The sequence below is a fragment of the Enterococcus sp. AZ128 genome, from assembly GCF_051714485.1.
Classification (GTDB): domain Bacteria; phylum Bacillota; class Bacilli; order Lactobacillales; family Enterococcaceae; genus Enterococcus_A.
On sequence record NZ_JBIORZ010000001.1, the window covers coordinates 1,235,380 to 1,254,324 of the forward strand.

At 37.5% G+C, this 18,945-nt stretch carries 21 protein-coding genes and 1 pseudogene; 6 read left to right on the plus strand and 16 right to left on the minus strand.

Going from position 1 to position 18,945, the window contains the following annotated elements; all coding sequences use genetic code 11:
* Positions 1 to 24: 24 nt before the first annotated feature.
* From rnz to obgE, 4 genes are all read right to left on the minus strand, one after another.
* A complete protein-coding gene (rnz, locus tag IGI38_RS06015) occupies positions 25 to 957 on the minus strand; it encodes a ribonuclease Z (RefSeq protein WP_438727859.1) in 933 nt (310 codons plus the stop codon).
* Between the two features lie 93 nt (positions 958 to 1,050).
* Positions 1,051 to 1,596, minus strand: coding sequence for a DUF1269 domain-containing protein (locus tag IGI38_RS06020; RefSeq protein WP_438727861.1), 546 nt, complete (start codon positions 1,594 to 1,596; stop codon positions 1,051 to 1,053).
* Positions 1,597 to 1,761: 165 nt separating this feature from the next.
* Positions 1,762 to 2,496 carry a winged helix-turn-helix domain-containing protein gene (locus IGI38_RS06025; RefSeq protein WP_438727863.1) on the minus strand — a complete coding sequence of 245 codons (735 nt, stop codon included), beginning with the start codon at positions 2,494 to 2,496 and terminating at the stop codon, positions 1,762 to 1,764.
* A 722-nt stretch (positions 2,497 to 3,218) separates the two neighbouring features.
* Positions 3,219 to 4,532 (minus strand): GTPase ObgE, encoded by a 1,314-nt coding sequence (gene obgE, locus IGI38_RS06030; RefSeq protein WP_438727865.1) that lies wholly within the window; start codon positions 4,530 to 4,532, stop codon positions 3,219 to 3,221.
* Positions 4,533 to 4,799: 267 nt separating this feature from the next.
* On the opposite strand from obgE, the gene gap reads away from it, so the two are divergent.
* Positions 4,800 to 5,810, plus strand: a complete 1,011-nt coding sequence (gene gap, locus IGI38_RS06035) for a type I glyceraldehyde-3-phosphate dehydrogenase (RefSeq protein WP_438727867.1) — start codon at positions 4,800 to 4,802, stop codon at positions 5,808 to 5,810.
* Positions 5,811 to 5,967: 157 nt separating this feature from the next.
* Positions 5,968 to 6,717 (plus strand): peptidylprolyl isomerase, encoded by a 750-nt coding sequence (locus IGI38_RS06040; RefSeq protein ID WP_438727869.1) that lies wholly within the window; start codon positions 5,968 to 5,970, stop codon positions 6,715 to 6,717.
* Here the strand turns inward: IGI38_RS06040 and IGI38_RS06045 are convergent.
* Both IGI38_RS06045 and fabZ read right to left on the minus strand, forming a co-directional pair.
* Positions 6,707 to 6,904 (minus strand): annotated as a pseudogene (locus IGI38_RS06045) (hypothetical protein); the annotation flags it as partial. The gene IGI38_RS06040 and the pseudogene IGI38_RS06045 sit on opposite strands and share 11 nt — an antisense overlap.
* 173 nt (positions 6,905 to 7,077) lie before the next feature.
* On the minus strand, positions 7,078 to 7,527 hold the full coding sequence (gene fabZ / locus IGI38_RS06050; protein WP_438727871.1) for a 3-hydroxyacyl-ACP dehydratase FabZ: 450 nt from the start codon (positions 7,525 to 7,527) through the stop codon (positions 7,078 to 7,080).
* A 162-nt stretch (positions 7,528 to 7,689) separates the two neighbouring features.
* Here fabZ and fabI point away from each other — a divergent pair, with 162 nt between their 5' ends.
* The gene (gene fabI / locus IGI38_RS06055; protein WP_438727873.1) at positions 7,690 to 8,445 is read left to right on the plus strand and encodes an enoyl-ACP reductase FabI; all 756 of its coding nucleotides are present in this window, start codon (positions 7,690 to 7,692) and stop codon (positions 8,443 to 8,445) included.
* A gap of 298 nt (positions 8,446 to 8,743) precedes the next feature.
* On the opposite strand, the gene IGI38_RS06060 is transcribed toward fabI, so the two are convergent.
* Complete coding sequence (locus tag IGI38_RS06060; RefSeq protein WP_438727875.1) at positions 8,744 to 9,757, minus strand: branched-chain amino acid aminotransferase; 1,014 nt, start codon at positions 9,755 to 9,757, stop codon at positions 8,744 to 8,746.
* A gap of 161 nt (positions 9,758 to 9,918) precedes the next feature.
* On the opposite strand from IGI38_RS06060, the gene IGI38_RS06065 reads away from it, so the two are divergent.
* Positions 9,919 to 10,866, plus strand: a complete 948-nt coding sequence (locus IGI38_RS06065; RefSeq protein WP_438725454.1) for an IS30 family transposase — start codon at positions 9,919 to 9,921, stop codon at positions 10,864 to 10,866.
* 99 nt (positions 10,867 to 10,965) lie between these two features.
* A complete protein-coding gene (locus IGI38_RS06070; RefSeq protein WP_438727877.1) occupies positions 10,966 to 11,880 on the plus strand; it encodes a mechanosensitive ion channel family protein in 915 nt (304 codons plus the stop codon).
* 41 nt (positions 11,881 to 11,921) lie between these two features.
* On the opposite strand, the gene IGI38_RS06075 is transcribed toward IGI38_RS06070, so the two are convergent.
* From IGI38_RS06075 to racE, 6 genes are all read right to left on the minus strand, one after another.
* On the minus strand, positions 11,922 to 12,509 hold the full coding sequence (locus tag IGI38_RS06075) for a DJ-1/PfpI family protein (protein WP_438727879.1): 588 nt from the start codon (positions 12,507 to 12,509) through the stop codon (positions 11,922 to 11,924).
* Between the two features lie 89 nt (positions 12,510 to 12,598).
* Complete coding sequence (gene rpsN / locus IGI38_RS06080; RefSeq protein ID WP_438727881.1) at positions 12,599 to 12,868, minus strand: 30S ribosomal protein S14; 270 nt, start codon at positions 12,866 to 12,868, stop codon at positions 12,599 to 12,601.
* Between the two features lie 188 nt (positions 12,869 to 13,056).
* Positions 13,057 to 13,545, minus strand: a complete 489-nt coding sequence (gene cbpB / locus IGI38_RS06085; RefSeq protein ID WP_438727883.1) for a cyclic-di-AMP-binding protein CbpB — start codon at positions 13,543 to 13,545, stop codon at positions 13,057 to 13,059.
* Between the two features lie 91 nt (positions 13,546 to 13,636).
* On the minus strand, positions 13,637 to 14,149 hold the full coding sequence (locus IGI38_RS06090) for a metallophosphoesterase (RefSeq protein ID WP_438727885.1): 513 nt from the start codon (positions 14,147 to 14,149) through the stop codon (positions 13,637 to 13,639).
* A complete protein-coding gene (gene rph, locus IGI38_RS06095) occupies positions 14,146 to 15,483 on the minus strand; it encodes a ribonuclease PH (RefSeq protein ID WP_438727887.1) in 1,338 nt (445 codons plus the stop codon). The genes IGI38_RS06090 and rph overlap by 4 nt, the downstream gene beginning before the upstream one ends.
* A gap of 1 nt (position 15,484) precedes the next feature.
* Entirely contained in the window at positions 15,485 to 16,297 is an 813-nt protein-coding gene (racE, locus tag IGI38_RS06100) for a glutamate racemase (RefSeq protein WP_438727889.1), read from the minus strand.
* Positions 16,298 to 16,446: 149 nt separating this feature from the next.
* Here racE and IGI38_RS06105 point away from each other — a divergent pair, with 149 nt between their 5' ends.
* On the plus strand, positions 16,447 to 16,677 hold the full coding sequence (locus tag IGI38_RS06105) for a hypothetical protein (protein WP_438727891.1): 231 nt from the start codon (positions 16,447 to 16,449) through the stop codon (positions 16,675 to 16,677).
* A gap of 120 nt (positions 16,678 to 16,797) precedes the next feature.
* On the opposite strand, the gene IGI38_RS06110 is transcribed toward IGI38_RS06105, so the two are convergent.
* From IGI38_RS06110 to IGI38_RS06120, 3 genes are read right to left on the minus strand one after another with little or no spacing between them, the layout of a single operon-like run.
* Positions 16,798 to 17,448 carry an amino acid ABC transporter permease gene (locus IGI38_RS06110; RefSeq protein WP_438727893.1) on the minus strand — a complete coding sequence of 217 codons (651 nt, stop codon included), beginning with the start codon at positions 17,446 to 17,448 and terminating at the stop codon, positions 16,798 to 16,800.
* A 17-nt stretch (positions 17,449 to 17,465) separates the two neighbouring features.
* Positions 17,466 to 18,110 carry an amino acid ABC transporter permease gene (locus IGI38_RS06115; RefSeq protein ID WP_438727895.1) on the minus strand — a complete coding sequence of 215 codons (645 nt, stop codon included), beginning with the start codon at positions 18,108 to 18,110 and terminating at the stop codon, positions 17,466 to 17,468.
* A complete protein-coding gene (locus IGI38_RS06120) occupies positions 18,110 to 18,943 on the minus strand; it encodes a transporter substrate-binding domain-containing protein (RefSeq protein WP_438727897.1) in 834 nt (277 codons plus the stop codon). Before IGI38_RS06120 ends, IGI38_RS06115 begins: the two co-directional genes overlap by 1 nt.
* Positions 18,944 to 18,945: the final 2 nt, after the last annotated feature.

Below are 18,945 nucleotides of genomic sequence, written 5' to 3' on the forward strand. Positions count from 1 at the left end.
TTCCCTTCTTTCCTTGAGCTATCTTTAATTCTTTAATGATAATGGAATATCAACGACATCAAAATCTTTTGCTATTTGAGTATTAGGAAAAATCTCTTTCGCTTCTTCCTCTAATTCTCTTGCTTCTTTTGCAAGATATCTTGCTGAAATATGCGTTAATAGTAATTTTTTTGCCTGGGCCTCTTCAGCGATCGTTGCTGCTTGTTGTGTCGTAGAATGGAAATAGGACCAAGCTAGTTTTTCTTCATTTTTGTTAAAAGTACTTTCATGTACAATCACGTCGCTGTCTTTAGCAAAATGAATAGACTCCTTTTTAAACCGTGTATCTCCAAATATTGTCACAACTCTGCCTTTTTTACTTTCACCTACGAAGTCTTTTCCGTCAATTACACGTCCGTCCGACAGTGTAACTATTTGCCCTTGCTTTAATTTACCGTACACTGGGCCAGTTGGTATACCAAGTTTAGCCAATTTTTCAACCTGCAGCATCCCCTCGTGATCTGCTTCTGTTATCCGAAAGCCATAGCTCTCGATACCATGATCTAACAGCATGCATTCAACAGTAAACTGTTGATCTTTAAAAACAATTCCTTCGTTCAGCTCAACAAACTGTAACGGGTAAGTTAGATGAGTCTTTGTTACTTGCAATGAGGTTCGTACGTAGTTTTCCAAACCAACAGGGCCGTAAATGATAATCGGCTCTTCTCCGCCTTGAAAAGAACGACTGCTTAATAAACCTGGTAATCCAAATATATGATCTCCATGTAAATGCGAAATAAAAATTTTCTCAATTTTCCGTGGTTTAATATTTGTTCGCAATATTTGCATTTGAGTTCCTTCACCACAATCAAATAACCAGATTGCATTACGTTCATCTAATAACTTTAGTGCAAGACTACTGACATTTCGATGTTTCGCAGGGACGCCTGCGCCAGTTCCTAAAAATTCTAGTTCCATAATTCTCCTGACTTTCTATCAAATTAATATTATTTTAGAAGAAAGTCTTGCTTTGCGCAATCTAAATAAAGGAAATCTTATCCTCTATATTGGTTACTCTTCTGAGCCGTCGTTACTTTCTGGTTTGTCTTTAGAAGTTTTTGCTAGCTCCTGTGCTTTCTTCACATCCGCTTCAACATCCTCATACTCTAGGCGCGTGATTTCTCCACCTAGTTCCATCATAATTAATTGATTCAATGGACGATTATCATCTTCTTCAGCAATCAACAGTAACGCGGTATCTCCTTCACCGATTTTATCAATAAGAAATTCAAAAACACCTGTAGCATCTCGGACTTCTTTTGCATCTTGTGTTGCACCAATCATTCCTCCGGTAAACCAACCTAACAAAATACCTATCGGACCACCTAAAATGCCTACCATCATACCGATCAATCCACCTGTTGAACTTTTATTGCTGCCAGTAAAATCTAAAAAGTCTTCAATTTCAAATTTGTGTTCGCCGTCATCTGAATGATGGACAATGGCCATTTGCTCCCCTTTAAAAGCTTTGTTCATATGAAGGCGTTTTGCTTTAGAAAAGGCTTCATAAGCTTTTGATTCTACATCAAAATTCATAATTATCACTCGTTTTTCCATCTAAAATCGCTCCTTTATTCATTTAACATTAGTTTAGCAATAAATGGAGATTTTGGAAAACAGAACGAGTTTAGCTGTCATAAAAATATTATGTTAACTAATTGAGGGAACAAAAAACTGCAGACAGCATCCATTAAATGGACTTTGTCTACAGTCTGACTTGAATTAATTACCCGTTTTAATTTCCTCCATAATTCGATCATCCACAATATAATGATCAAAAAATACTTTTGATAACTGGTATCCTTCGCCCCAATTTGTACGAATGACATCGTATTCGATACCATCAATTTTCAACTTGTTACGAAGATGTTTAATGATAGTTGACAGACGTGTCATATGACTTGCAGAATCACTGTCGCCCCATATCTTGATTGCTAAATCGTTACGACTAATTGGTGCTTCTTTAGTAGAAATCAATGTACTTAACATCTCACGTTCAGAACGCGTTAAATTCCATAATGGAATTGGACGTTTTTCTCGATCATTTTCACCATGCTGATTTCTCATACCAAAACCGATTGAATAAACAGATTCCTTCAAGGTTTTTTCAGCAAGCTTCTCTCTTAACCCGCTAAGTGTCTCGTCTTCAATTAACCATTCGTCAACACCTTGTAGTTCCCAGTCTGTTTTCTCTTCTTTTTGCGGCATACGATCTGTTTCTCTAATGATAGTGAATTTTTCACCAACTTCTTCAAGAATAATAGTTAATTCTTGATCAGAAATGGTTTCGCTAACGATTAATACATCAAAAAAGCTCATAACTTCTAATGGTACTTGCTTTGCTTGAAGCATCGTTAGTAATTTTGCTGAACTCAAAACTTCAATGTTTAATCGTTGCAGCTTTTCAACTAAAGGTCTCTCAACTAAGATATTGTGTGTTAAAATTAATACTTGCATCACATTATTCCCCTTTTTTATTATTAAAAATAAGCCTCCGACAAATTGCACTAGGAAAGTTTTATTAATTAACAATATAATTATTACTTCTTACAATGTTAGTTTACACCGTCAAACTCTCCAGCGCTACCAAAAAGCTTATAATTCACTACTCACAATTAGAATTATTGATAAAATTTTTGGGTTAAAAAAACTTTTCTTAGATAAAATAATTCAATTGTCATTTTTAAACAACACTTTTTTCGATGATTCATAAAAATTCAGAACATATAACGCACGTAATCTCTTATTAAGTTTTATTAACAAAATAGATTCTTTTCGTCTGAAACAATCGTTTTCATCGTTGTATAAACAACTATTACTATTTTGATGAACAGTCTACTCTCAGATATTTTAAATGAAATACTACTTCATTCTTAAAAAAACAATCGATATTACTTACTAAACATATCATTAAAAAAATATCGATATTTTTTTCAATAAATAACAACCATTAGTTCTTGATAAATTTGGTTTTTGTTTTTTTAACTGTTCAAAATTCTTCAATCAAAATTTTCTCTTAAAAATAAATTAATAAACAACGATACCTTTTGAGCTTTTTTTTGAAAAATACTACCATTATTGACGGTTAAAAACACTTTCCATTCACTTTCAATACACAAAAAGAGTACTGCAAAATCACTTGCAGTACTCTTAAAAATTAATAATGAGTTTAAACCTTATTAATCCACGAATTCAAATTCGAATTTGTCAATGCGCACAATATCTCCATCTTTCGCTCCACGAGCACGTAACGCTTCATCTACTCCCATCGAACGCAACTGGCGCGCGAATCGATTAACTGTTTCATCATGATCAAAATTTGTCATTTTGAAAAGTTTTTCCAATTTTTCGCCACTTAGCACCCAAGTAGCATCGGGCTCACGAGTTATTGTGAACTCAGGCTCGCTTGACTCGAATCCGTAATTAACAGTGTCCTCTTCTATTTCTTCGTCATACAACAAGAATTCTGGTGTAACTTCTAATAAGTCAGCAGTTGCATTCAACAAATTATCCAATCCTTGCTTTGTTATCGCTGAAATCGCAAAGACTGGAATGTCATCTGCAAATTCATCTTCCTTATCTTTCTTCAATTGTTCTTTGAATTTTTTTAAGTTTTCTTCAGCATTTGGCATGTCCATTTTATTAGCCACAATAAGTTGAGGTCGTTCCAATAAACGTAAGTTATGTGAAGCTAGTTCCTTATTGATTGCTTGATAATCTTCATAAGGCTCTCTGCCTTCCATCCCGCTCATGTCAATTACATGCAAAATGACACGGGTCCGCTCAATATGACGTAAAAATTGTGTACCTAGTCCGACACCCTGCGATGCACCTTCTATCAGACCAGGCAGATCTGCAGCTGCAAAACTGCGCCCATCACTGGTCGTTACCATTCCTAAGTTAGGAACAAGCGTTGTAAAATGATACGCACCAATTTTCGGACGTGCAGAAGAAATCACTGAAAGAATTGTTGACTTTCCAACAGAAGGGAAACCAACTAATCCAACATCAGCTAAAACTTTCAATTCTAATTCAATATTTCGTTCTTGACCCGGTTCACCGTTTTCAGCTAACTCAGGTGCAGGGTTTCTTGGTGACGCAAAACGGGTGTTACCGCGACCACCGCGACCACCGTGAGCTACGATTAATTCTTGACCGTTTTCAATTAAATCGCCAATTAATGCTCCAGTGTCAGCATCACGTACTGTTGTACCAGGCGGAACGCTCACATAAGTATCATCGGCCCCGCGTCCGTGCATTCCTTTACTCATTCCGTTTTCCCCCGGAGTAGCTCTAAAATGACGGTTGAAACGGAAATCCATCAAAGTACGCAATCCTTCATCAACAACTAAAACAACATCGCCGCCGCGACCACCATCACCCCCGGCTGGTCCGCCGTCTGGTACGTACTTTTCTCGGCGAAAAGCAACCATTCCGTCGCCGCCCTTACCAGCTTTGACATCGATCGTTACTTGATCTAAAAACATGGACATTTCGGTGTCCTCCTTATCCATTATTCTAATGACTACTGAATCTCCACACTAAACAAAGTCTTGTTTATTGTAGCTAGAATAGCTGAAAAAGTCCATTCTTATTGATAGAAGCTTAAAAATTTTTTCGTTTTTTCTTCTATAATTATCATCCATGACTCTTTATTTTTCCGCAAGATGTATCTTTTGACAAAAAAAATGATGCGTTGCACAATAAAAAATGTAAGACATCAAGCTTTGCTTGATATAAAAAAGGAGGAACTTTTGGTTATGACAGTAAAAGTAGGTATTAATGGATTTGGACGTATCGGTCGTTTAGCTTTCCGTCGGATTAAAGAAGTATCTGACGATATAGAAGTAGTAGCAATCAACGACTTAACAAGTCCCACAATGTTGGCGCAATTATTACAATTTGATTCAACCCATGGCACGTACCCTGGCACAGTTACTGCGACAGAAGATTCAATTGTTGTTGATGGCGAAAAAACGCGTGTATATGCAGAACCAGACGCAAGCAAGATCCCTTGGGTAAAAGAAAACGGTGTAGACATCGTGCTTGAATGTACTGGTTTTTATACTTCGGAAGAAAAAGCACAAGCTCATATTGATGCTGGTGTAAAACGTGTCGTTATCTCAGCTCCTGCTGGACAAATGAAGACAATCGTTTATAACGTAAATGATGACACTTTAGATTCAAACGATAAAATCATCTCAGCTGGCTCTTGTACAACGAACTGTCTTGCTCCGATGGCTTACTTCCTGAATGAAGAATTTGGAATTGAAGTCGGTACAATGACAACTGTTCATGCTTACACTTCAACTCAAATGTTACTAGATGGACCAGTCAAAGGTGGAAACTTACGTGCAGCACGCTCTGCAGCAGATAACACTATCCCACATTCAACTGGTGCGGCTAAAGCAATTGGTCTAGTAATTCCAGAATTGAACGGAAAATTACAAGGTCATGCACAACGTGTTCCCGTTGTTGATGGTTCATTGACTGAATTAGTTTCAATTCTTAAAACTAATGTTACGGCTGATCAAGTTAACGACGCAATCAAGAAACATACGGTTGATAACCCATCATTTGGTTATGATGATCGTGAAATCGTATCTGGTGATGTAATCGGAACGACTCAGGGTTCAATTTTTGACCCAACTCAAACAGAAGTAACTTCTGCTGGCGACTATCAATTGGTTAAAACAGTTGCTTGGTATGACAACGAATATGGTTTCACCTGCCAAATGATTCGTTTGTTGGAAAAATTTGCAAACTTATAAGAGCTAATCTATTTTTTAAAGGAGATCGAAATGATCTCCTTTTTATATTGCCTTCATTTAATTAAAAATTTTGAAGCAAAAGTCACTATTTTTTCATATGAACTCTACCAAAAGTTTGTTATCATAAAGATGATAATAACTTTAAAAGGAGAATGATATGCAATTCAAAAAAACAGTGATCGGTGTAAGCCTAGCCTTATCGATCGGTTTATTCGCAGCTTGCGGCAGCGATAATTCCACTAAGGATACAAAAGAAAGTACCGCAAAAACTACTGAATCTAGTATAGATTTAAATAAATTAGATCTTCCTCAACTCAATGACAAAGTCACTGATGATGAATATTTAGTAGAACTTGTGACTACTGAGGGAAATGTTAAAATCAAACTATTCCCTAAACAAGCACCTAAGGCCGTAGAAAATTTTGTTAAGCATGCTAAGGATGGCTACTATAAAGATACTCCCTTCCATCGAGTGATCAAGGACTTCATGATTCAGGGTGGAGATCCTAAAGGCGACGGTACGGGCGGAGAAAGCATTTGGAAGAAAGGCTTTAAAACAGAAGATTCCAAACAACTTTATAATATTCGCGGCGCTTTGTCTATGGCGCGTTCTGAATCTCGCAGTAGCAATGGCAGCCAATTCTTTATTGTAACGAATAAGGATGATGTCAGCGATGGCCTTGCAATTCAATACTATCCTGAAAAAATCATTGAAGCCTATAAAAATGGTGGTACTCCGCAACTTGACGGTGAATATACTGTATTCGGACAAGTTACCGAGGGAATGGATGTCGTTGACAAAATTGCTGGTGCTGAAGTAAAAGACAGTGATTCTGGCGAAAAATCAACGCCTGTTGATCCAGTTAAGGTCACTGAAGTAAAAGTACTGCAAGAACCTAAGAAATAGTCAAAAAGTTAGACTTTTCGGAGTGGAGAAATCCACTCCGTTTTTCTTTGCTCTTCTTGATGATTTTATTCTTGGCAGATTTCAAAGATGCTCCTATAAATTGCATCAGACTCTGCCAATTTAGTTTTTTCTTCATGTGCCCATGAGTGTAGTAATGGATATAGTCATCAATTGCTTGTTTTAATTCCTTAAGTCTGCGGTATTATTCTCTTCCGCGATAATTTTCCAGTTTCAATCAAAACACTTTTGAACGATTTTAACTTAAGTTTAAAACTATATTTAACCATAAAAATACCGACCTCCAGAAGTTAGATTTTTAACCTAACTTTTGGGGATCGATACAGAGAATTCTTTTTTAAATTATTTTTTCTGTTCTTTATCGCCAACAATAAAAGTGAATTCACATTCTGTTACAGTTTTATCCTCTACTGTTGCCCATGCTTTGGCAGTTCCAACTGGACCTTTAACTTTTTGAATATCAAAATTCAAAAATAAAGTATCACCTGGTCGTACAAATTCTATAAATTTAGCCTTATTGATACCGCCAATGTACGCAGTTTTTCCTTCAAAAGCTGCTGATTTCAGAATTAACAATGAACCTGCTTGTGCTAAAGCCTCCACAATCAATGTTCCTGGCATGATCGGTTCACTAGGAAAATATCCTTGGAAAAAGTCTTCATTCATCGTCAAATTCTTAACTGCGGTAATATGCTTCTCATCTTCAAACTCTGTGACTGCATCTAAATAATAAATGGGAAAGCGATTCGGGATCGCAGCCATTATTTCTTCGACATTCATAATTTTTTTCATTCTGCACCTCTATGAATATTTTATTTGATTATCAAACTATCATATTCTTACAGTTTAATCAAGATGTATTGGAATAATCAAAAAAATAGTTTGACAATCAAAGCTTTTTCCAACATAATGAGAGCATATTATTTTTTATATTATTTAGGAGTGTGTCATTTAATGTCTATTTTATCTGGAAAGAAAATAATCGTGACTGGCGTAGCAAATAAAAAGAGTATTGCTTGGGGATGTGCAAAAGCCATCGCTGATCAAGGTGCAGAAATCATTTATACGTATCAGAATGATCGAATGAAGAAAAATTTGGTGAAGTTAGTTGGTGAAGATGCCAACATGTTTGAACTGGATGTTGCTAGTGACGAGAAAATCAAAACAGCCTTCGATTCTATTAAGGAGGCTTTTGGTTCTATAGATGGTCTGGTTCACTCCATCGCCTTTGCTAATAAAGAAGAATTGTCGGGTAACGTAACTGAAATTACACGTGATGGATTCCAATTAGCACAAGATGTCAGTGCTTATTCATTATTAGCAGTTTCAAAGTATGCAGCTCCATTGATGACAGACGGCGGCAGCATTGTAACAATGACTTATATGGGTTCTGAACGTTCGATTCCTAACTACAACATGATGGGAATTGCCAAAGCTGCTTTGGAAGCAGAGGTTCGCTACCTAGCGACTGAATTAGCTCCAAAAAATATTCGTGTTAACGCTATTTCCGCTGGCGCAATCAAGACTTTAGCAGTAACTGGTGTAAAAGACTATCAATCCCTCTTGAATCTTTCTGAGGAACGTACGCCAGATAGGGTGGCTGTCACGATTGAAGAAGTGGGAAATTCCTGTGCCTTTCTGCTTAGTCACTTAGCGACGGGTATTATTGGAGACATTATCTATGTCGACAAAGGCGTTCATTTAAGTTAAATTTTTAGGGTGTGTCGTATTCGCGACGCACTTTTTTTATCTATTAAGGAAAATACCATACTATTTTTTGAAACAAAAAAGCTGCTCACAAAGAACAGCTCTTCTTGTAGATTTAAAATATTTCTAGTATCCCCATCAACATCGCCAAAAAAAATCGTTTTATCGGCGATTTGATCGTACTTCTTACGTAGTGAATATGTGCAAGACAATACCATAGAATCAAAAATAGTAACATTAATACCCCTATGACACCCCAAATAATGTTCATCTCTTCTCCCGTATCCTTCTCAATAAGTAACTAAACTTCGAAAGTCCATCCTTTCGGTGCTTCAATATCCCCAAATTGAATACCAACAAGCTCTTCATATAATTTTGTGGTTACTGGACCTGTTTCTGTTTCACTATAGAACACATGGAAGTCATCTCCATTTTGAATTCCTGCTATAGGTGCGATGATTGCCGCTGTTCCGCAAGCACCTGCTTCGGCAAACTTGTCTAGTTCATCCAAACGCACGTCTCCTTCGACAGCCTGTAAACCAAATCGTTCTTTTGCTAAATACAACAATGAATATTTCGTAATACTCGGTAAAATCGATGGCGACTCAGGCGTGATAAATTGATTATCATGAGTAATCCCGAAAAAGTTTGCTGATCCAACTTCTTCAATTTTGGTATGAGTCGCTGGATCTAAATAAATGCAATCAGAAAAATTGCGATCATGAGCGATCTGTCCTGGTAACAGACTTGCCGCGTAATTTCCTCCAACTTTAGCCGCGCCAGTTCCATATGGGGCCGCACGATCATATTCTGATACGATAAAGTTACTTGGCGTTAATCCGCCTTTGAAATAAGGCCCAACTGGCATACAGAATACGCCAAATAAGTACTCTGGAGCAGGCACGATCCCAATATTGGGTCCAACCCCAATTAAATATGGACGTAGATACAAAGTTGCTCCAGTTCCATATGGAGGGACATAGTCTTCGTTAGCTCGTACTACTTGTTTAACAGCATCAATAAACTTATCTTCCGGAATAGCTGGCATCTGCAATCGCTCAGCGCTCTTGTTCAATCGTTTTGAATTTTCATCTGGTCGGAATAAATTGATTTTTCCGTCTTTGCGACGATAAGCCTTTAACCCTTCAAAACATTCTTGACCGTAATGGAGACATGTAGAGCCTTCATTAATGGTGATCGTATTATCCTCAGTTAATACTCCCTCATCCCATTGACCATTTTTCCAATGAGAAATATAGCGGAAAGGTGTCTTGATATAATCAAACCCTAGTTCTTCCCATTTTATGTTCACCATTCTATCATCCCCTTCTTATTTAAATGTTAGTCTATCACTTTCTCTCACCGTTGTCATGATTTTTTTAAGTTGCTGAATTGTAATATTAATCGCAACAAAGAACCCATCAAAAATTTCTAGTAAAATGAGTTTAGGATAACAAACTACTAGGAGTGATTTTGATGGGTTCACACAAAAAGCTTACACGAGATAATCGAAAATGTATAGAGACGATGATTTATGATGCCAAGAGTATTCAAGAAATAGCGGACAGAATTGGTGTTAGCCGAACAACGATTGATCGTGAGTTGAAACGAGTACCCGAAGATTTGATCTATAATGCCGACAATGCGCAATTAGATGCGGAAATGAAGCGCAGTGCCTGTGGTGCGAAGTCCAAATGGACTTCTGAATTCGCTTATCAGATTGAATGTGATCTTGAAGACAGCTGGTCCCCTGAACAAATTGCGAATGATCGTCAAATAGTTTCATTCAAAACCATTTACAATTGGCTCTATGCCGGTATTCTTAATGTGTCTAAACAGTGTCTGAGACATAAAGGCAGAAGACAAGAAAAACAAGAAGAGGCACGAGGCAAAATGACTGTAGGGCATACCATTGATGAACGCCCAGCTTCTGTGTCAACTCGAGAAGAATTTGGACATTGGGAGTTGGACACAGTTGTTTCTAGCAGAGGGGAAAGCAAAGCCTGCGAAGCAACGTTTATTGAACGGAAAACACGCTTTTATTGGGCGATCTCAATGAGGGATCGTACCGCGAAGTCAATGGCACAAGCGATTAAAGCTTTTGTGCAAGACCTAGGGAGTCACAAGGCATTTTTAAGCTTTACGGTCGACCGTGGGAAAGAGTTTTCTTGCTGGAAAGAAATTGAGAAAGATTTAGACGTACCTATGTATTTTTGTGATCCATACTCCCCATGGCAACGCGGATCTAACGAAAATGGGAATGGTTTATTTAGAGAATTCTTCCCTAAGGGAACTGATTTTTCAAAGGTACCCCCTACGGAGAAACAGGAAGCATTACGCAAGATAAATATGCGTCCTAAAAAAACATTGAACTGGAAAAATTGTTGGGAAGTCTTTCAAGAAGAAATGTTGCAATTAATTTGACAATTCAGCAGTTATAAGAAAATTGTGTTTTCTGCTTCTCCAGTCGACAGAAAAGCGAAAGATTGTTACACTATTTTTATTAATCTATAGGAGTGGCTTATGCTTTTACTTAATTCACAAACAGTTGATTCAAGTAATACCAGTGTAGTAGATCAAGCAACTGAGCAATTATCCGCATGGCAGAAATACTGGCAGACAATTGACTGGGATCGCGTATTCTCTATCGTGGTTCAAAAAGGCTTAACAATTTTAGCAGTTTTAGTGCTATTTTACTTGATTCGAAGGATTGGAAGTTTTCTGATTGATCAGTCATTTGAACGACAAAAGAGAAAAATGACAGATAATGCTACAAGAATTGAAACCATTCACGCGTTATCAATGAACGTTTTCTCTTATACCTTGTTTTTCTTTTTCCTTTATTCCATATTAGATACACTCGGTATCCCAGTGGGTTCTCTTTTAGCCGGTGCTGGTATTGCTGGTATTGCCATTGGATTGGGTGCACAAGGAATTACCAATGACATCATTACTGGTTTCTTCATTATTATGGAGCAACAAATTGATGTAGGGGATTATATTCGATTGACTAATTTGCAGATTGAAGGAACTGTGACCTCAGTTGGTATTCGGATGCTTCAGATGAAAGCTTCAGATGGAACCGTACACTTTATTCCTAATCGAAATATCACAACAATTAGTAACCTTTCTAGAGCTCATATGCAGGTTAAGGTAGATGTCCGAATTCAACCAGATGAAGGATACGATAAAATTAGCCGCTTGATTGATCAAGCAAACCAAGAATTGGCAGAATATTTTAAAGATGAGATATTTGATGGTCCAACACTTTTCGGGATGGTCGATCTAGGTAATAGTAATTATGCCATCCGCACAATCATGTATGTTACAAATGGCAAGCAATATAAACTGCAAGAAGAATTTCTAACTACTTATGTAAAAAAATTGAATCAGAATGGTTTCACCATTCCGAATGAACCAATTGTAATCGGAAAATAGAAAAGTTCGATCCATAGAATAAACTCATGGATCGAACTTTTTTATGCATAAGAATTGCCATATCTCTTCCGATAACTGTAATAACCTAAGCGATACAAATCAACTTCTTTTTTTGCCTCAATAAGACTATCTCCGATTAGCTGCAATACGAATTCAGTAAATTCTAACGTTGCAGTTCCATTTGCTGTAACGAGATTTCTATCGCTAACAGCTAGTCTCTCATAGAAATTTTGTGGAGTCAGATAGTTTGAGAAGTTTTGCCAAAGAAAACGATCATTTCCTGTGTGCCTATATCCTTCAAGAAGACCATGCTTAGCTAAATAATCTACTGCTCTGCAAATTGCAGCTACAGGTAGTTTATGAGCCAATTGTCTTTCGACTAAATTATAAAGATTTTGGTCTTGAAGATTCCAAGAGTTACCGCCAATCAAAACTAACAAATCAAAAACTTGATCAATCTTAGAAAAATTCAGATCAATTACTGTCTGTAATCCGCCAATTGATTCTACCTGAGGCAAATTCGAAGCTGTCTTAATTTGCCAATCGTCCCTCTGATTAAGTAAACTTAGCAAATATGCACCTTCCCAATCAGCATATTGATCTAGTAAAATAAATAATGCTGTTTTCATACTATCGCTCCCTTCCGTCTCGTTGAATACCTTCAGTTTAACAAAAACGAAAAAGGAAAGCTTTTAGATCTCAATAGTTTATTTCTTTTTTACCAACTTGCTTTTTTGACACCAGGTATTTGACCTTTATGAGCTAATTCACGGAATTTGATTCGTGACATCCCAAACTTACGCATATACCCTCTAGGTCGACCATCAATCAAATCGCGATACTTTAGCCGATTAGGATTTGAGTTCCTAGGTAATTTCGCTAATCCTTCGTAGTCCCCAGCTGCCTTTAATGCTAAACGTTGTTCTGCGTATTGATTAATCAATACTTGTTGCTTTTGCATTTTTACAATTTTAGATTTTTTCGCCATCTATTCTCTCCTAATCATTTTATTCAACCAAACTTAACCGTAATGATTACTGTTTAAAACACTAAACAAAATTAGCATATTTGAAAATCAAAGTCAAACCTTCAGTCTTCTTTTTCTGAACAAAAGTATTTCAAAGAAAAAAATATCGAAAAAAGAGACCCTTTCTCAAAGGTCTCTTTTGATTAGCGTTAGCTTGGTGAATTTGCATGAATAACTACTTTAGTATCAAGACTTTTTCGTTCAAATACGTGAAAAGTATAATTCACTGCTTTTAAAATTTCTCTACGAGTCACGATTCCACAAAATACGCCATTCTGATCCAAAACAGGCAAGAAAGATGCATCCACTAATAAATGGAGCACATCCTCTAATTCTGCGTCCGGTCGCATCACCGCTACATCAGTCTTCATAACATCAGCGACAGTAAACTCCTCCAAATTGGATATATCTATACCATCGATACCCAACATTTTTTTTACAATATCATTCAAACTCAATAAACCGACAAAATGATCCTCTTTATCTAAAACTGGGATGGTTGAATAACCGGCTTGAGAAAGCAGTAGTAGAGCATGTTCCAATGGGTGTTCCTTCATCACGTTTGCAACATTTTCCGCTGGAATCATCATGGTTTCTTCATGTTCCTTCATTAATTGTTCAATCGCAGGACTAATCATGTGACGCCTCCGTTCTAATATCTTCATCTTATTCTACCTTACCGGTGAAAAGAAAGCGTTATTTATCCAAATATTTAATAAAAATTAGGAACTAACGTTCAAAATCTGCAACCAATTCTTCTATTGGTTGATGCGCTCGATTATAGAATTCTACGCGATAGCCATCCTTCTCGCTGTCGATGATCGCGTAACTAGGAATTTGTACAGGGCCACGAGGTTGGGAAATACTTCCCGGATTGACAAATAAAATATTTTTATCCAACTCAGCAACAGCTTGATGAATATGACCAAACAAAGCGATGTTCGCTCCAGCCTCTTGAGCTTGCAGCGAGAGCATCGTAAGTCCAAAACGGACATTGGATAGATGCCCATGTGTCATATAGATGGTGTCATCACCAATCGATACAATTTGTTCTTTTTTGTAACCCGGATCATAGTCGCAATTTCCAGTAACCACAGTAAAATGTTCCCATAATTCATCGCTAGCTTTCAGTTCCGAATCGCCGCAGTGGAACATATGATCAACCATACCGACATAACGGTTGACGATCTCTACTAAAATATTACGATCTCCATGATTATCACTAACAACTAAATATTTCATTGATTCCCCTCCAACCAGTTTTTCCAGACTCTTTCCAATTCTTTCACCGCCAGCCCTCGATGACTGATCACATTTTTTTCATCACTTATTAATTCAGCAGAAGTTTTTTCATATCCCGGTACAATGAATAAAGGATCATAGCCAAAACCATTGTCTCCTTGGGGGATACGCGCAATTCGGCCATCCCAATCCGCTTCAACGACTAAACTATCTTTTTGAGGTGCAGCAAAAACAAGTGTACAATGGAAATGCGCCGTTCTCTTTTCATCCGAAACATCTGTCAATTCATGCAATAATTTGGCATTGTTTGCAGCATCACTTTTGTGTTCTCCAGCAAAACGAGCAGAATAAATTCCTGGCATGCCATTTAAAGCATCTACTACTAACCCAGAATCATCCGCTAAAACCGGCTGTTGTAGGATTTGAGCGATTGTTTCTGCCTTTAAGCGGGCATTTTCTTCAAACGTCGTTCCCGTTTCTTCTACATCAGGTAGTTCAGGATAATCCAATAGTGTCTTGGTCTGATACCCTTCTTTGGCGAACAAAGCGGCGAACTCCTTCGCTTTCCCTGGATTGCGTGTTGCGATTACGATTGTTTTTTCTTCTGTTTTTATTTCTTCAAACAATGCTTCCTTTTGATAGGTAATTAATTCTTCAATACCGGTTTTTCCATGACGAATCAAAGCATTTAATTCGTTGTCATCAAAAGTCGCTTCCTCACCAGTACCTTGGATTTCAACAAAACGACCAGATTCTGTCATAACCAGATTCATATCAACTGCTGCTGAAGAATCCTCTAGATAATCTAAATCAGTCACAACTGTTCCATCTGGAAGCATCCCTACACTGATTGCAGCTAAATGTTCTTTAATTGGATCTTCTCTCAATTCACCATTAGCTAGTAATTTATTGATAGCTAAACGCAATGCCGCAAAACCGCCAGTAATGCTGGCGGTACGCGTTCCACCATCGGCTTGGATAACGTCGCAGTCTACGATAATACTACGTTCACCTAGCTTCTCTAAATCGATCACGGCGCGCAAAGAACGACCAATCAAGCGTTGTATCTCCATCGTACGTCCTGTTAATTTCCCCTTAGCACTTTCACGACGATTACGCGTATTAGTTGCCCTAGGTAGCATACTATACTCTGCAGTCACCCAGCCTGTCTCACTGCCTCTCAAAAACGGGGGTACGGAATCCTCTAATGTTGCAGAACAAATTACTTTCGTGTCCCCGAATGAAATAACTACTGATCCCTCTGGATGTTTAAAAACTTTCGTTTCAATTTTTATCGGCCGTAATTGTTGAACCGCTCTTCCATCATGTCGCAAATTACTCTCCTCCTAAATCTATATGTGTAACATTCAAATTTGTAATATTCAACCATTCACCCGCAATATCCATAAACATTTTAGGCGAACCAGTCGTATAGAAAGTCCGTGCTTTCATTTCAGATTGTTCATAATTATTTAAATTGAAATAGTCCAACAGTGTGCTGACATCATTAACCGTCTCAGCCCCTGAATCAACCAAGGCCACCTGTTGCCCAATCACATTTTGAATAATTGGACGCAACAAAGGATAGTGTGTGCAACCTAAAATTAGCGTATCCAGTTTTTCTTTTTTCAATGGTGCTAATGTTTGTGAGACAATTTTTTTCGCTACAGAACTATTGAATTGATTACTCTCAACAATTGGCACAAATTTAGGACAGGCTAGACTAGAAACATAAGTATCAGGAGCCTTTTCTTGTAACTCATGCTTATAAGAACCGCTTTTAATTGTTCCTATCGTTCCAATGATTCCGACACGTCCTGTTTCACTTGCCTTCAGTGCAGCACGGGAACCAGGCTGGATAACACCAATCACAGGTATATCTACATTTTCTTTTATTTCAGCTAAAGCTACAGCAGTCGCTGTGTTACAAGCAATTACGAGCATTTTTATATTTTTTTTCAGTAAAAAGCGAGTCATCTGCCAGGTAAACTCAATGACTTGCTCAGCCGGTCGAGGACCATACGGACAGCGCGCCGTATCTCCAAGATATAAAATTTCTTCATTTGGTAGCTGACGCATCGCTTCTTTGACTACAGTCAAACCGCCTACGCCAGAGTCGATAAATCCAATTGGTCTTTCATTTGACAAAACGCTCACCCTATCTAGTTCCAAGTATCATCTTATTTTCCACTTTTTAGCGAAATATTTCAAGCCCTAGAACCTTGTGTAATAAAAAGCGTTTTCTTTTGATTGAATAACGATCAGTGCTACACTGTTTATGAGAGAGGTGGACGACAATGGATAAAAAAGAACTAACTGAAAACCTAGGTAAAATTTCTGCAGGCGATCGCAATCAAGACCCTGCAATCAAAGCAACTGAAAAAGAAACTGAGAATAGCAAAAGAAGTCACAAAAAGGATTCAGAACCAGGTCTTTTGGAAAAACTTGGAAAGACACAGGCTGGTGCCGTCTATGAAGACCCCGCTATGAAAAAAACTGAACAGGAAACTGAGAAAAAGAAGGAATAAGTAATAAAACATGCATGGAAATTTCTATGCTCGGTGTTTAGCTAACTTACATGTTACTCCTGTTTGTATTATGACATCAAAAAACGAGGATCTCTTTTATTCGAAGAGATTCTCGTTTTTTTAATAGTTATATTTGCTCGTCTCCAATAAATTAGAAACCAACGATAATAGATAACAAACAACAAAATACATTGCAGTCATCGCTATAAACATTGGGATGACGTAGTTCGTGTTTTGTCCATATATGATTTTTGCATTATGAGTCAGTTCTGGTAGTGAAATGATTACCGCTAATGACGTATCTTTGATTAAAGATATTAATTGGCTCAAAATCGCCGGCAGCATCGATTTAATGGCTTGTGGTAATACAATCATTATTAAAGTCTGTACGTACGTCAAGCCGGAAGACATTCCAGCCTCTGTTTGTCCAATCGGAACAGCGTTCAATCCAGCACGAAAAATTTCTGATAACATCGCTGATTCAAAAATCGTCAATGCAGCAACCGCAGCCCAAAAAATATTCAATTTGATACCAATTTGCGGTAAAGCAAAATAGGTAAAGAAGATAATCAGCAATAGCGGCAGATTACGAATGATGTCAACAATAATTCCTACGACTTTAGAAAGAACTGGAACATTGCTATAACGAACAGTTCCAGCAATTCCGCCAAGAATCATACTGAAGACAATCGAAACAATCGAAACTTGGATCGTTACCCATAGCCCATCTAAAAGGAATCGCATATTGACCCATGAAAAAGCATCACTCATATTTTTCCCCTTCCTTTCTAGGCATTTGACCAATTCTTATCTAAGTAATTCATTAGATAAGACAACGGCAATGTTAAAATCAAGTAAAATAATCCGACAATAATGTAAGTATCGAAGGTGTTAAATGTCGTGCTAGCAATCAGATCTCCTTGATACATCAAATCTAGACCAGCAACCATTGCTAGAATAGATGAATTCTTGATCAAGTTAATAAATTGATTTCCTAGTGGCGGCACTACGATTTTGAAGGCTTGCGGTAAAACTATATAACGTAGGGTTTCTGCATATGAAAATCCCGAGGACAGACCTGCTTCCATTTGCCCATTAGGCACTGTCTGGATCCCTGAACGCACTGTTTCTGCGATAAATGCTGAAGTATAGATCGTCAGACCGATAGTTCCTGCCTGAAATCCATCAAAACTGTAGAAATACATTGGTGCTACTACATAGAAGAACATAACAATAATCAGTAATGGAATATTTCTGAAAAATGCAACATATGCTTTCGACAAACCTCGAATGATCCGATTATGAGACAATTGTAAAATCGCCATCAATGTTCCAATAAGTAAACTGAAAACCAAAGCCAATAAACTTGCATAAATCGTATACTTAAAACCACTGACAAAATCAGCTGAAAAAGTTTGAAATAATTGTGCCATTAGAACTGTGCCCCCTTCTTCGCCCGACCATCTGCATCTTTAGGGAACCATTTTTCAAAAATTTTGTTATAGGTGCCATTCTCATGCATCTTATGCAGTGCAGTATTAACCTCTTTTAAGAAATCATCTTGTCCTTTGTTAATAGCGATTCCATAAGGTTCATTTGTGAAGGTACCTCCAGTTAACTCATAATGATCATTTTCTGACGCCATCCCTAATAAAATCGCATTATCGGTTGTCATCGCTTGACCTTGACCTGACTGCAAAGCAGTAAAAGCCTCCGCATAATTCTCTAATTCAAGAATTTTTGCATCCGGTGCATGTTTACGGATATTAATCGTCGAAGTCGAACCTTTAACAGCTAGAACTGTATCAGCAGAAGTCAGATCTTTAATATCTTTGATATGACTCCCCTTTTTGACTAGCAAGGACTGCCCTGCGTCAAAGTAAATATCAGAGAAATCTACTTCTTTTTTGCGATCTTCAGTAATCGTCATTGTTGCAATGATTGCATCGATATTCCCATTTTTAAGTAACGGAATACGTGTTTTCGAAGTAACTTCAACGAACTCGGCCTTTCCATCTTTCCCTAGAATCTCTTTGGTAATTGCCTTAGCGATATCAATATCAAATCCTTCGACTTTACGAGTCTTTATATCCATCATCCCAAATAGGCGTGTGTCGTATTTCACACCCCAAGTGATGACGGGATCTTCTTTGATTCGTTTCGCAATATTTTTATTTGCGACACTTTCTCCTTTACATCCAGACAGTACTATCGCGAGCAGCATCGGAAGAAATAAAAAGGAGACTAATTTTTTTATTCTCGACATAA

Coding starts and splice junctions, on each gene's coding strand:
- cbpB (WP_438727883.1), bottom strand. CDS start 13,545: ATGATTAGTCCTGCGATTGAACAATTAATGAAGGAACATGAAGAAACC.
- IGI38_RS06025 (WP_438727863.1), bottom strand. CDS start 2,496: ATGCAAGTATTAATTTTAACACACAATATCTTAGTTGAGAGACCTTTA.
- IGI38_RS06070 (WP_438727877.1), top strand. CDS start 10,966: ATGCTTTTACTTAATTCACAAACAGTTGATTCAAGTAATACCAGTGTA.
- IGI38_RS06075 (WP_438727879.1), bottom strand. CDS start 12,509: ATGAAAACAGCATTATTTATTTTACTAGATCAATATGCTGATTGGGAA.
- IGI38_RS06115 (WP_438727895.1), bottom strand. CDS start 18,110: ATGGCACAATTATTTCAAACTTTTTCAGCTGATTTTGTCAGTGGTTTT.
- fabZ (WP_438727871.1), bottom strand. CDS start 7,527: ATGAAAAAAATTATGAATGTCGAAGAAATAATGGCTGCGATCCCGAAT.
- IGI38_RS06120 (WP_438727897.1), bottom strand. CDS start 18,943: ATGTCGAGAATAAAAAAATTAGTCTCCTTTTTATTTCTTCCGATGCTG.
- IGI38_RS06065 (WP_438725454.1), top strand. CDS start 9,919: ATGGGTTCACACAAAAAGCTTACACGAGATAATCGAAAATGTATAGAG.
- IGI38_RS06105 (WP_438727891.1), top strand. CDS start 16,447: ATGGATAAAAAAGAACTAACTGAAAACCTAGGTAAAATTTCTGCAGGC.
- rpsN (WP_438727881.1), bottom strand. CDS start 12,868: ATGGCGAAAAAATCTAAAATTGTAAAAATGCAAAAGCAACAAGTATTG.
- rnz (WP_438727859.1), bottom strand. CDS start 957: ATGGAACTAGAATTTTTAGGAACTGGCGCAGGCGTCCCTGCGAAACAT.
- fabI (WP_438727873.1), top strand. CDS start 7,690: ATGTCTATTTTATCTGGAAAGAAAATAATCGTGACTGGCGTAGCAAAT.
- IGI38_RS06090 (WP_438727885.1), bottom strand. CDS start 14,149: ATGAAATATTTAGTTGTTAGTGATAATCATGGAGATCGTAATATTTTA.
- IGI38_RS06020 (WP_438727861.1), bottom strand. CDS start 1,596: ATGGAAAAACGAGTGATAATTATGAATTTTGATGTAGAATCAAAAGCT.
- IGI38_RS06060 (WP_438727875.1), bottom strand. CDS start 9,757: ATGGTGAACATAAAATGGGAAGAACTAGGGTTTGATTATATCAAGACA.
- IGI38_RS06040 (WP_438727869.1), top strand. CDS start 5,968: ATGCAATTCAAAAAAACAGTGATCGGTGTAAGCCTAGCCTTATCGATC.
- gap (WP_438727867.1), top strand. CDS start 4,800: ATGACAGTAAAAGTAGGTATTAATGGATTTGGACGTATCGGTCGTTTA.
- IGI38_RS06110 (WP_438727893.1), bottom strand. CDS start 17,448: ATGAGTGATGCTTTTTCATGGGTCAATATGCGATTCCTTTTAGATGGG.
- obgE (WP_438727865.1), bottom strand. CDS start 4,532: ATGTCCATGTTTTTAGATCAAGTAACGATCGATGTCAAAGCTGGTAAG.